The 12625-nt window shown below is 42.0% G+C and carries 15 protein-coding genes; 10 read left to right on the top strand and 5 right to left on the bottom strand.

Going from position 1 to position 12625, the window contains the following annotated elements:
* Positions 1-22 precede the first annotated feature (22 nt).
* Complete coding sequence (locus LVD17_RS05255) at positions 23-466, top strand: nuclear transport factor 2 family protein (RefSeq protein WP_233765230.1); 444 nt, start codon at positions 23-25, stop codon at positions 464-466.
* A 197-nt stretch (positions 467-663) separates the two neighbouring features.
* Here the strand turns inward: LVD17_RS05255 and LVD17_RS05250 are convergent, their stop codons facing one another.
* Together LVD17_RS05250 and LVD17_RS05245 are read right to left on the bottom strand one after the other, a co-directional pair.
* Positions 664-1068, bottom strand: coding sequence for a GNAT family N-acetyltransferase (locus LVD17_RS05250; protein ID WP_233765228.1), 405 nt, complete (start codon positions 1066-1068; stop codon positions 664-666).
* A 19-nt stretch (positions 1069-1087) separates the two neighbouring features.
* A complete protein-coding gene (locus tag LVD17_RS05245; protein WP_155173752.1) occupies positions 1088-1285 on the bottom strand; it encodes a hypothetical protein in 198 nt (65 codons plus the stop codon).
* An 81-nt stretch (positions 1286-1366) separates the two neighbouring features.
* Here LVD17_RS05245 and LVD17_RS05240 point away from each other — a divergent pair, with 81 nt between their 5' ends.
* Positions 1367-2125, top strand: coding sequence for an SDR family NAD(P)-dependent oxidoreductase (locus LVD17_RS05240; RefSeq protein WP_233765226.1), 759 nt, complete (start codon positions 1367-1369; stop codon positions 2123-2125).
* 352 nt (positions 2126-2477) lie between these two features.
* The gene (locus LVD17_RS05235; protein ID WP_233765224.1) at positions 2478-2714 is read left to right on the top strand and encodes a DUF6364 family protein; all 237 of its coding nucleotides are present in this window, start codon (positions 2478-2480) and stop codon (positions 2712-2714) included.
* A gap of 167 nt (positions 2715-2881) precedes the next feature.
* Here the strand turns inward: LVD17_RS05235 and LVD17_RS05230 are convergent, their stop codons facing one another.
* Positions 2882-4258, bottom strand: a complete 1377-nt coding sequence (locus LVD17_RS05230) for an MBL fold metallo-hydrolase (RefSeq protein ID WP_233765222.1) — start codon at positions 4256-4258, stop codon at positions 2882-2884.
* A 113-nt stretch (positions 4259-4371) separates the two neighbouring features.
* Between LVD17_RS05230 and LVD17_RS05225 the strand changes: the two genes are divergently transcribed.
* The 6 genes from LVD17_RS05225 to LVD17_RS05200 all read left to right on the top strand — a co-directional run bounded on the left by LVD17_RS05225 (position 4372) and on the right by LVD17_RS05200 (position 9735).
* A complete protein-coding gene (locus LVD17_RS05225) occupies positions 4372-6501 on the top strand; it encodes a WG repeat-containing protein (RefSeq protein ID WP_233765220.1) in 2130 nt (709 codons plus the stop codon).
* A 36-nt stretch (positions 6502-6537) separates the two neighbouring features.
* Positions 6538-7008 (top strand): NfeD family protein, encoded by a 471-nt coding sequence (locus LVD17_RS05220; protein WP_233765219.1) that lies wholly within the window; start codon positions 6538-6540, stop codon positions 7006-7008.
* A 2-nt stretch (positions 7009-7010) separates the two neighbouring features.
* A complete protein-coding gene (gene floA, locus LVD17_RS05215) occupies positions 7011-8006 on the top strand; it encodes a flotillin-like protein FloA (protein WP_155173747.1) in 996 nt (331 codons plus the stop codon).
* Positions 8007-8207: 201 nt separating this feature from the next.
* Complete coding sequence (locus LVD17_RS05210; protein WP_233765217.1) at positions 8208-8426, top strand: helix-turn-helix domain-containing protein; 219 nt, start codon at positions 8208-8210, stop codon at positions 8424-8426.
* Positions 8423-8752, top strand: a complete 330-nt coding sequence (locus LVD17_RS05205) for a HipA N-terminal domain-containing protein (protein WP_233765215.1) — start codon at positions 8423-8425, stop codon at positions 8750-8752. Before LVD17_RS05210 ends, LVD17_RS05205 begins: the two co-directional genes overlap by 4 nt.
* A complete protein-coding gene (locus LVD17_RS05200) occupies positions 8749-9735 on the top strand; it encodes a HipA domain-containing protein (RefSeq protein WP_233765213.1) in 987 nt (328 codons plus the stop codon). Before LVD17_RS05205 ends, LVD17_RS05200 begins: the two co-directional genes overlap by 4 nt.
* Before the next feature lie 10 nt (positions 9736-9745).
* Here the strand turns inward: LVD17_RS05200 and LVD17_RS05195 are convergent, their stop codons facing one another.
* Positions 9746-10063, bottom strand: a complete 318-nt coding sequence (locus LVD17_RS05195; protein WP_233765211.1) for a hypothetical protein — start codon at positions 10061-10063, stop codon at positions 9746-9748.
* Between the two features lie 193 nt (positions 10064-10256).
* Between LVD17_RS05195 and LVD17_RS05190 the strand changes: the two genes are divergently transcribed.
* Positions 10257-12224, top strand: a complete 1968-nt coding sequence (locus LVD17_RS05190; protein WP_233765210.1) for a tetratricopeptide repeat-containing sensor histidine kinase — start codon at positions 10257-10259, stop codon at positions 12222-12224.
* Here LVD17_RS05190 and LVD17_RS05185 read toward each other — a convergent pair.
* Positions 12183-12479 (bottom strand): hypothetical protein, encoded by a 297-nt coding sequence (locus LVD17_RS05185; RefSeq protein ID WP_233765209.1) that lies wholly within the window; start codon positions 12477-12479, stop codon positions 12183-12185. The genes LVD17_RS05190 and LVD17_RS05185 overlap by 42 nt on opposite strands.
* Between the last annotated feature and the right edge of the window lie 146 nt (positions 12480-12625).

Below are 12625 nucleotides of genomic sequence, written 5' to 3'. Positions count from 1 at the left end.
TGGGATCTAAATAACGAATACAATGAAACACTTAATTATTATTCTAATCAGTAGCCTGGCATGGGTTCAGGTGAGTAAATCGCAATCAATTATGGAAAAGGAAAATGTAGAAAATGTGGTAAAACAATTTGTGCAAGGAGCAAACCAGCGCATGGAGGAGCAGGTAGATAGCGTGCTGGATGATAACTTTCGGGCAGTGGTTAACCGGGCTTTTGGAAACGATCAGCTTATGCTAATCCCCAAGCCTGTTTACCTCGATATGCTAAGTGAGGGTAAGCTGGGCGGTGACAACCGTACAATTGAATACTTATGGACCGATATAACCGGTAATAATGCCTTGGTGAAAGTCAGGCTTACAGGCAAAGCCACGGTTTTTACCACATACATTTCGCTGGTAAAAAACAAAGAAAATCAATGGCTGATAGTCAGTGATCAACCCCATATAGAGCAGGTTTCAGATAATTGAGACCTTCCTGGTTTTTGAAAGTATTCTATGCAGATGTAAAATGTCTAATGAATGGAATTGCTACAGCAGTAAGCTTTACCAAGCTTTTAAAGTTTAGTAAAGCTGCTGTTTAGCTTTGCAAGGCTGCTCCAACCATTTAAAAATTGATACAGAAGAGACGTCAGTTTTTGTTTATATGCAGCTTTGCCGATTGCTATTTAAAAAATGCGCTCCATGATCACATAGTCCTTGCCGGCTTTGGTAAATTTTCTTTCAGTCTTTTTGAGGCCAAATTTTTCATAGAACATGCATTTCTCTTCCCTCGCATTGCACCAGATGCTTTGAGCTCCGGATTGATCAGCTTCGGCTATAATGTGACTAAGTAATTTTGATCCATATCCCAGTCCCTGTTTATCTATACGCGTAGCAAACTTTCTGAACTGGAGTTGATCGTCTTTAAGGAAAAGGGAAATGATAGAGATAAGCTTATTTTCTTCAAATAAGCCATAATGGGTGCCTTCGTGGTCTTCGGGTAGTTGTACAAATTCAAGCGGCTTCTCCGGCCACATCACTATATGGCGGAGTGGCCATGTATCACTGGCACTTATTTTTTCTATCCTCATGGGATTGCTTCTGGGTGGTTTACCTTTTGGCTGTCATGCCGGCTACTCTGAATGGGAACATCAGAATAGCTGTTACCAGCTTGAATATACCACCGATGGCAAATCCCAGAAGCTGGAAAGGCAGCAGGATCAACCAAATGAAAACTACCAGGAGTGCAAGTGGCCAGCAAAGTGCCAGCAGGATGAACCACAGTATAAGTCCTATAAAAAATCTCATAATTCCTCATACGCTCATAAACAAAAAAGGTTGGTTATCTGTAATAATGGCTTTAGCTCATAAAATGCCTAGATTTAGCCTATGCAAGTAAATTTGACAAATAAAGTTGTTTTGGTTACTGGTGCCAGTCGTGGCATTGGCAAAGCCATAGCGGAGGTGCTCGGAGAAGCCGGGGCTTCAGTAGCAGTACATTGTAACAGCAACCTGGAACTTGCGCAGAAATTAGCGACGGTCATCGGCCATAACTCAAAAGCTTTCCAGGCAGACCTGGGAGATGCCAAAGCTGCCGAAGAGCTGCTCAATGCAGTCTTATCACACTACGGGCACCTCGACATCCTGATCAACAATGCAGGCATAGCCATTGCTTCCGATATGAAAATGAACGGTGAGCAATGGCTGCAGGATTGGAGTAAAACCATGGCCGTTAACCTCACAGCCCCCGCATTGCTTTGCAGGCTGGCCATTCCACACTTCATCGAACGAAAGGAAGGCATAATCATCAACATAAGCTCACGCGCCGCTTTCAGAGGAGACACGGCCGACTATCTGGGCTATGCAGCCTCAAAAGGAGGACTTGTAGCCCTCACTAAATCCATCGCCCGGGCCTATGGAAAGCAGGGAATAACAGCTTTCGGAGTAGCTCCGGGCTTCACCAAAACAGAAATGGCCCAAGACTTCATAGACGCCTATGGCGAAGACTATGCCATAAAAGACATCGCACTAACAGAACTCACCGAGCCGCTTGATGTGGCCCATACCGTATGCTTCCTCGCCAGCGGCCTCGCCAAACATGCCACCGGAGCCACCATTGACATCAATGCAGGAAGCTATGTGAGGTGACCTGGACTTGCTTATTGGCTAAGGTGATTTGGTAAATGGGTGAACAGTAATTGGTCAACAGTGAAAAGATAAACGGGCTTCGCGTTAGAGTATGAGGTTTTTAATATTTCTACGTCACTACTATCCCCATAAGTATCCGAGACTCTTAAACACCTCAGAATTTAATACCTGCTTTACTAAGCCTTTAAGGACTAGTAAAGCTCAACGTTCAGCACCTACAGGCCTGGCAAACCATTAGTTACTGAGAGTACGTCAGGCGCCAGGAACTTAACAGGTATTCTTTAACCTCAAGATTTGTTCAAATAGTGAATTCTTTGTATTTATACTATATTTAAGTCCATTAGCGAGTTAAATGATGAATACTAAAATAACCCTGGAACTAGAAAGTGAACTTATAGTGCGAGCCAAAGAATATGCTAAAAAGAACAAGACAAGCCTTTCAGGAATGATTGAAAACTATCTGAGCTCATCAGAGGAATCCATCGATTTAACCCCTCTTGTCAAAAGCCTGTCCGGAATTATAAAATTGGATGATAGTGATTATAGAAAGGAACTTGCATATTTTCTTTCTGAGAAGCATAAGCGATGATTCAGTAAAGTCATAGGAGAAAACTCCAGCTACAAGGCCACAACAAACTACATTACCAGATCAGAGAACTGTGAACAGGCGAACAGTAAACCGCCAACGCTCAACTACCCTCCCGTTGCTGTCCCCGACAGCAACATTTCTCTACTCCGAAGAAAGCTAAAGCAGCCTTAAACCTCCACAGCCTCACTTTCAATTTCAACACCTGTATCTTTAATGGCACCAAAGCCCCCGTACACGTTGATCGGGTTTTTGAAGCCTTCCCGTTTCATGATAGAAGCAGCAATCATAGAACGATAACCACCGGCGCAATGAACCACATAGTCTTTTTCTTTGTCAAGCCCTTCGAGGTTGCCGGGCATGTCTGATAAGGTGATGAACGCTGCCCCTTTGATGTGGGCAGCGTTAAACTCTGCGGGTTTGCGAATATCTATAACCTTATCTCCTTTTTTCATAAATTCCGCTACATCAGAGGCATTGATGGAATTTACTTTTTCCAGTTCTTCGTCCCAGTTTTCAATACCACCTTTCAGGTAGCCTCTTACATTTTCGTACCCTACACGCGCCAGTCTTAATATAGCTTCTTCTTCCATGCCAGGCTCTACGATCAGCACGAGCGGTTGGTCAATGTCTATCAAAGTTCCTACCCAAACGGCATACTGGCCATTAAGTCCGATATTTACGGCACCTTTGATAAAGCCCCTTTCGAAATCATCGGGTTTCCGTGTGTCAAGGACCAGGGCGCCTTCTGCTATCAGTTTTTTGAATTCGTCAAGCTCCAGTGCCGACTTGTTCTTATCCATAATGCTGTCAATCGGTTCATAACCCTTCTTATTGATCCTGGCATCTTCAAAGAAGTATTTGGGAGGAGGAAGCATACCATCCGTAACTTTGGCGATAAACTCCTCCTTCGTCATATTCTGTAGAGCATAGTTGGCAGCTTTTTGCATGCCAATAGTAGAATAGGTTTCCTTGCCAATATTTTTTCCACACGCAGACCCGGCACCATGTGCTGGGTAAACGATCACATCATCAGCCAGGGTTTTTATCCTGGTGTTGAGCGAGTCGTACATCATTCCGGCCAGCTCTTCCTTACTCATTACACCATCGAGCAGGTCAGGGCGGCCTACATCACCCACGAACAGAGTATCACCGGTAAATACAGCATGGTCTTTTCCGTTTTCATCCTGTAGCAGGTAGCAGGTAGATTCCGGAGTATGCCCCGGGGTGTGCAGAGCTTTGATGGTGACTTTTCCTAAAGTAAAAACCTCTCCATCCTTAGCGTTATAAACCTCATATTCCGTATTGGCATTGGGGCCATAAATAATTTTTCCACCGGTTTTTTTCGATAAATCGATGTGGCCGGAAACGAAATCAGCATGAAAATGTGTTTCGAATACATACTTGATCTTTGTGCCACGTTTTTCAGCTAATTCGAGGTAAGGTTTTATTTCCCTTAACGGATCAATAATGGCTGCTTCGCCTTCTGATTCGATATAATAAGCTGCTTCGGCAAGGCAATTGGTGTATAGTTGCTCTATGTACATGGATTCAAGTTTTTATCAAAAGGCAAATTTAAAACCAAATGCCTCGAAATAAAATTAAAACGCTGATTTTCACTCGAAAATAGCTATTTTAGCAATTGAGATTACTGTGTCGAATGAAATACTTTTTTTACCTACTTACCTTTCTTACTTCTCAGGCCATTTTTGCAAGACCCGACATTGAAAATATTGACTATCAATTATTTGAAATGCAGGGCAAACAAGGCATTAAGGATAACCAGGGAAACGTACTTATACCCGCCCAATATGAAGAGCTCGGCTGGAGCGAGGGCGATTTTGAAGTTGTCAACAATGTACTGGGCTTTCGCTTAAACAATACCTGGGGTCTGATCAGCCTTCAAAATGAAATTATTGCCCAGCCCGCATACACACAACTTTATCCGGGCAACAGAGGGCTTCTGATCGCGGCAGTGAAAGGCAAAGTCTCTCAAAGGGATTTTCTGGGGGTGGTTTCCACTGAAGGTAAAGTAGTGCTCCCTTTCAAATATGCATCTGTTAAGTTAGCCGACCTTAGGGCTATCGTTGCCAGCAAACCCGGCCGGTATTATATGTATGGTGTGGTAGACCTTGGCGATAAAGTTATTATTCCTCTAGAGTATAAAGACATTACCGTGCTAGGAGGCTTGCGGTATGCTGTTAAAAATTTTGATGGAAAAACGGCTATTTTCAACGATAAAGGCAAGCAGATCATTGATTTCAGCCTGGATAGTATCAGCAGTTTCAGGAATAACCTTGCTATAATTTACGACAATCATTTAAGAGGTCTGATTGATGCGCAAGGTCAGGTTATCGCACCATTGGGAAGTAAAGACTTCAAAATTTCCGATGGAGAAGCAAAACAGCTTTCTTTTAACGAATGGAAAGTATTGGATAACAAGAACAACGCCATTGGCAGCTACAACTTCGACAGACTAAAGATATATGATACATCAAGAATGCAGGTGCATGCCAATGGTAAAAGCTGGCTGATCAATAAGGCCGGTGATGCACTGACTCCACAAAATTATACCGACCTTGGCACTGAAGAGGGTGGACATTTCGCATTCAAAAACGGTGGCCTTTGGGGAATGATGAAGTCTGGCGGTGATCTGCTGATCTCTGCGAGGTTTGACTCCGTATTTTTATTTGAAGATATGATCTATGCCAGGGAAAAAGTAGGTGGTATATATAAATGGTCACTCTACGATGGTTTTGGTGTTAAAAAATCAAACCACTACTACGACAATATCCGTGAGCGTACCCATTACTTCTTTCCCGTAAGCCGGCAGGGCTATTGGGGCTTTATCGACAGGGCAGGAGAGGAGGTTATCCATTGTGTTTATGATGATGTTTCTCCTTTCGAAGAAGGTATGGCCGTGGTTAAATTCCATGGAGAGACCGGTATCATTGATAAATTTGGTTCTTGGGTCGTGCTACCCCAAAAAGCCAATGTTGAGATTGTCAACAGCCAGTATTATCTCACCCGCAAAGGAAAGATGACCACATTGAAGAGCTTTGAAGAGGGAACAGTTTACTTTACCGAAAACAAGGTGGAAGTAAAGGAAAACTACCTGCTGGAGCACCTTTCCGAAGGCGGACTCTGGAAAATAGACTTTGAAGGCAGAATATTCAATTCATTGGGTGAGGATCGATATCAGGAAGTAAGGCCACCCTCAGAAGGCTTTTATGCCGCCAAAATAGATGGGAAGTACGGCTTTATCGATTCACAAAACCGCCTCAGGATCGCCAACAGGTACGATGAAGTTGGCCCCTTTCAGGAAGGGCTTGCCGCGTTTAAACTTCTTGGGCGGTGGGGCTTTCTGGACAAAAGAGAGCGTATAATCATTCAGCCTTCATATAATTCGTCTTCCACATTTAAAAACGGCCTGGCTATAGTCTCCAACGATAAAGGCAAAGGACTGATAAACCTCACGGGTGAACCCGTCTGCTCTTTTGAGTATGACGATATCCACAGGCAAGACAACGACAGGTTCCTGGTTACAAAAGCAGGGAAATCGGGCCTGATCAGCAATACAGGCAAGTTATTGATAAATGCCAAATATGACGAGCTCAGAGATTTGAACAACGGGTTCGCTATCGTTAAAAAATTTGGTAAGTACGGACTGGTCAATATTCATGGTGTAGACGTGATCCCTGTCATGTATGATCAGCTTATTTATGATTCGTTCAATGACCAGTACCTTGCCATGAAAAAATCCGAATGGGAAAACGTACAGCTCCCATAAATTTATTAGCTTTAAAATTCTAATTTTTCAGTGTCTATGGCTGAGTGGATAACCGTAATAGCCCTGGTTGTGATAGGGCTTTCGTTAATTGTAGCAGAAGTGATTTTCGTGCCCGGCACTACACTGGTGGGCATCATCGGATTTATCGCTACAGCTTTCGGTATATTTTTAAGTTTTACCTACTTTGGCAGTGAAGTTGGCTGGTGGATTACGGCAGGAAGTGTCATTTTATTCGGAATATCCTTATATTTCAGTTTCAAAGGCAATACCTGGGACAGGTTCTCATTAAAAAGTACGATAAACAGCAAAGTAAATGAGGGGCTGACCAGCAAATTAAAAGTTGGTGATGAAGGAATAGCCATGTCAGCCATAAGGCCCATGGGAAAAGCCGACTTTCACGATGCTGAATATGAAGTGCGGTCGATGGGAAACTATATCGACAGCGGAACAACAGTAAAAATCATTAAAATTGACGTTAATAACATCTTTGTAGAACCAATCAACTAAATATGGAAGGAATCGGCCTTATACTAATTATTTTCCTGGGAATTGTACTGTTTTTCATATTCCTGTACTTTATTCCCGTAGGTCTCTGGATCACCGCACGCTTTTCTAATGTGAAAGTGGGGCTTTTCGAACTCATGTTTATGAGGATAAGGAAAGTGCCTCCGGGAGTTATTGTTAACTCCCTGATCACTGCGACCAAGGCAGGGCTTACAGTTACCACCAAGGAACTTGAAACGCACTACCTGGCAGGAGGTCACGTACCTTCAGTTATCAAAGCATTGATTTCAGCAGATAAGGCAAATATCAATCTTACCTTTAAGCAGGCAACAGCTATTGACCTTGCCGGAAGGGATGTGTTTGAAGCGGTTCAGATCTCAGTAAATCCTAAAGTGATCACCACACCTAAAGTAGCGGCAGTAGCGGCAGACGGTATTCAGCTTATCGCCATTGCACGGGTTACTGTACGGGCCAACATTCAGCAGTTGGTTGGTGGTGCCGGAGAAGACACTATTCTGGCCAGGGTTGGTGAAGGTATCGTTACCTCCATCGGTTCTGCCGACTCTCATAAAAATGTACTTGAAAACCCGGATAAAATATCAAAGCTTGTATTGCAGAGAGGTTTGGATGCAGGTACTGCATTTGAGATCCTTTCCATTGATATCGCTGATGTGGACGTAGGAACCAACATCGGGGCGAAACTTCAAACTGACCAGGCGTCTGCTGACCTTAAAGTAGCTGAAGCCAAGGCAGAAGAAAGAAGGGCAATGGCTGTGGCGCACGAACAGGAAATGAAAGCCAAAGCTCAGGAGGCCCGTGCCAAGGTAATTGAAGCAGAAGCTGAAGTACCTAAAGCCATGGCAGAAGCCTTTAGAAGTGGTAACCTCGGTATTATGGACTACTATAAAATGGATAATATCAAAGCCGACACCGAGATGAGGGAATCCATTGCCAAACCTAGTGGCAAATCTTCATCAAAGGATAAAGGCGACAAAAAATAGAAAGGCCTAGTTTAGTTATATTTGAAAAGGCTGTGCTGAAAGGCATGGCCTTTTTATTTGTATGTAAAAGTGCATTATAGAGCACCTTTGTGTGAGATGCTTGGTTCTTGAACATAGAATTTGATAAATAGTGCATTATAGCGCACTATTTGTTGTGTTACATTGTGATTATGACTAAATTTACATCAAAAGAGCATTAAAATGCACTTGGAGGAATTGATAAGAACACTAAAAGAGCGTAGAGAATCCCTCAGTGTTACACAGGAGACTTTGGCCGAATTGGCAGGAGTTGGCCTACGGACTCTCAAACAATTTGAAAGCGGGAAGGGCAATCCTACTTTTATGACCCTGCAAAAGTTAGCTGATGTGTTAGGCCTTGAGCTCTGTTTAAAGCTAAAAAGTATACCCGGTAATAAATGAGAAGTGCTAGAATATTATTTAAAGATGAAGAGGCAGGCGTTTTAACACAACATGACGATGGCTCTTTTACTTTTAGCTATAATCAAAGCTGGATGGAAGATTCGGCTAAGCCTGGTATTAGCCTCACACTACCAAAAAGCAAGCAGACCTATCAATCAAAATTTCTATTCCCTTTTTTTTATAACATGTTACCAGAAGGTGCTAATAAACAAGTAGTCTGTAAATACAACAGGATTGACTTTGATGACTACTTCGGACAATTAATGGTTGTCGGAAAAAGTGATACAATCGGAGCAGTTAGGGTTATAAAAGATGAAACCAGATGAGCTTGCCCATAATAAAGTACTGCCCGGGCACACTGTCTGAGGGCTTTGATACCTATAGCCAAACTTGCTTAAAGAGACTATTTAACGGGAGAAAGGTTCATCATATTTTGCCCTATGATTCTCCCGCTTCCAATCCGGAAACAGATGAGGTTTTCGAGGACAGTAGAAAGACCATTTCCATTTCAGGTGTGCAGGAGAAGTTCTCGGTATTACAAGACAAGAATAAGTTAAGGCTGGTTAAAGAGGGTGAGCGAGGAACGCATATCCTTAAACCCATACCTGTTGTGGGCAAAAGGAATGACCAAATGCCGGCCAACGAACATTTGACCATGCAGATTGCTCGACAGGTTTATGGAATCGAGACCGCTGAAAATGGATTGATTTTTTTTAAAAATGGTACTCCTGCATATATTACCAAACGGTTTGACATAAAAGAAGATGGAACCAAATTGGGTCAGGATGATTTCGCTTCATTAGCAGGTCGAACTCCGCAAACTCACGGAGAACATTATAAATATTTGGGAAATTACAGCGAATTATTCCAGTTGATGGAAACTTATTTGCCAGCCTACAAACTGGAAGCTCCGAAATTGTTAAAGGTTCTTATTTTCAATTATCTTTTTTCAAATGGAGACGCCCATTTTAAAAACTTTTCCATTTTGGAAACTTCAATGGGAGATTACAGGCTAAGTCCGGCTTATGATCTGCTCAATAGTCGTATCCATGTACAGGATCAGGATTTTGCTTTGGATGATGGTCTGTTGACAAGAAATATGGCTCAGGGGAAAATCGGTCAACAGTTCGCTATACTTGCAGAAAAGTCGGGTATTAGCAGGAAAGCTTTTGATAACATAATGTCCTTGATGTTAACTCATTCTGACAAGGTGGAACGTTTGGTAAAGGCTTGTTTTCTTAATGGTTCAACAAAGAGAAACTTTTGGCAAGCCTATCAGGGACGTTTGAAGCAGCTTTCCAAAACGTAATAAGGATGGATTAATTAACCGGCTCAAACTCAGAGAAAAGCTGGCTGAATTCTTTAATGTTCACCGGCTTCTCATATTCGCATACCTTCCTGAACCTATCCCAAAGCTCAAGTACAGCTTTGTTTTGATGTGCTTTTTCCATGGCAATGGCTGATTTCCACTCAAAAATTTCTATAAAACACCCGTCATCAGATTTCATGACTACAGGTTCACGTTCTGTAACCAATCCTTCCCTTTTTAATACAGGAATATGGCTCTCGATCACTTTCTCAAGCTCTTTTGCCTTGCCAGGCAACGGACGATATGCTACAATGACTATTTTACCCATAAGTTTCTATATTTTTGGCCTGTTGAGTTAATATAGGAATACTTTCAATTAAACGCAGGGTCAGAAGGGCATATTTTAGCATTGGAGGTGTTACCCATACTGATAATCAGATATATATAATCTGATCGGAGTAAAATATAACAACTCTGCAGATGAAGCGTTTCTCTTGCGAGTTGGCTAAATAAAGTTTTTAATGAGTAACAGAACAGGTAAAGTGATCATTGTTCTTTTAATGCTTTTAAGGATATCCATGCCGGTGGAGGCACAGGAGGTTTCTTTAATAGACTCACTAAGAACCAAACTTGAGCAGGTCGCTGATACCACACGAATTGACGTGCTGTTCATCCTCTCTATGAAATACCAGCATTTCAAGCCCGATTCTGCCATGTATTTTGCCAAACAAGCCCTCAAAGAAGCGGAAACCGTTGAGTACCCAAAGGGGCAGGGCGATGCTCTCATAAGTATAGGAAGGCTAAAACGGGACAAGGGAAACTACAGCGAGGCACTGGAAGACATCTTTCGATCATTGAAAATATATCAATCAATCGCTGATTCCATACAGATCGGTAATGCCTTTAACGATATAAGTATTGTCTACGCATATTCAGGGGATTACGATAAATCTTTAGTTTATTTTGAGCAGGCGCTTGTTATTTTTCAGCAAACAGGCAATGAGAAGGGTGTCTCTCAGGCACTAAATAATATTGGTCTTATTTACCTCGAGAAGAATGATCTGGAGAAGGCCGAGGAGTACATGTTGCGTTCACTAAGTATTAAGAAAAAGAGAAATGATCTTCAGGACATTTCAAGCGGATATGCTAACCTGGGATCAGTTATGGAACAGAGCGGCCAGAAAGAAAAGGCTCTGCATTACTACAAACAGGCTAATGATCTCTTTTTGCAAACCAATAACAAAACAGGCCTGGCCAGCAACTACATTGCAGTGGCTCGGCTGGAACTGGACGTAGGCAATATAAGCCAGGCCAATAATTATGCCCTTGATGCCCTTGCCACTGCTGAGGAGGTCGACTCCAAACCCTTTATGGAAGAAGCGAGTGGTTTACTGGTGGATATAGCTGAGATAAATGAGGACTATAAAGCCGCATTTAAATACCTGAAGATCAACAGTTCTATGAAGGATAGTCTGTATAATGAAAACAACTCACGCCACCTTGAAGAGTTAAAGGCAAAGTTTAATGAAGAAGAAAACCTGAGAGAAATTGCGCTGCTCAAGAAGGATCAGGAAATCCAGAAGGCAAATATCAGGCAGAAAGATATTCTCACTTATTCACTGATTGTGGTTATTTTTCTCTCACTTGTCATACTGGCTCTTGTTTATGTAGCCTACAGGGTCAACAAGAGGAAAAAGGAAATGCTGGCTTTTAAAAATGAGAAAATCCGAAACCAAAAAGAGGATTTGATAAGGCTGAATCAGGATAAAGATCAACTCTTTTCTATTATTTCACATGATATTAAAAGTCCACTCAATTCTCTAAGAGGATTTTCCCACCTGCTCATCAACCATATAGATAAAATATCACAAGACGAGATCAAGGAGATGGGCAGTCAGATTAATCAATCGTTGGAAAACCTGAATGAGCTTTTGGATAATCTGCTGGCCTGGTCTACCCGGCAGTCAGGACAGGCCAAGCTTAATATAGCGGAAATAGAACTCAATGAACTGATCGGAAAAAATATAGCCCTGTATAATCTGACGGCTTCATTCAAACAGATCAGGTTAGTGAATGACTCTGAGGAGCATGTGGTGGCACTGGCTGACTATAACTCTGTTCATACCATATTGCGCAACCTGATATCAAACAGTTTGAAGTTTTCATACCCTAACAGTGAAATTGTAATTACAGCAAAGCAAAATAAGGATTATGTATCTGTTACGGTAAAAGATGACGGAGTAGGAATGTCGGAGAAGGTAATTTCCAAGCTTTTTGACCTGAGCAAACAAAAAAGCCAAAAAGGCACTTCAAATGAAAAAGGTACAGGCTTTGGGTTAGTTTTATGCCAGCAACTAGTACACGAAAATAATGGTACCATTATGGTCAAAAGTGATGTGCGGATGGGGAGTGAGTTTACCTTCACTCTTCCGGCCCCACCTCCAAATTCACCTGTAGTATCTCATGAAGCTATAAACAGCGAAGCTTAAAAAAGCGGCAGATACAACTATTGAAATAATAACTACAGAGATAATTCTGACAACTTCAGTCCTTCTTTCTTTTATGATCTTACTTCTTACCTGCTGCAGCTGCGCGGCTGATGCTTTTCGATAAATGAGGTGCTCCTTTTTAGAAACTTTGAGATAAATCTCCTTCATTTTGAAGTATCCGGGTTTGCTGAGCAAATTACCGTTGTTCCGTAATCGGGCCATCATGTCGTAGATATGTCCTGCACCGCCTGCCATAGTTTTAAAAATACAAAGTACTGGTTCGTTTTGAAAACTCTGTTGAAAGAATTACCCAAACCTGTGTATTTAATTTTTACTAAGGTTCATTAATTCATGTCACAACACATATTGGAAGCATGGTATAGCTTTTGAAGAATCTTATG

Origin of the sequence: Fulvivirga ulvae, from assembly GCF_021389975.1 — a bacterium.
GTDB lineage: Bacteria > Bacteroidota > Bacteroidia > Cytophagales > Cyclobacteriaceae > Fulvivirga > Fulvivirga ulvae.
This window is presented reverse-complemented; position numbering and strand designations above follow the sequence as displayed.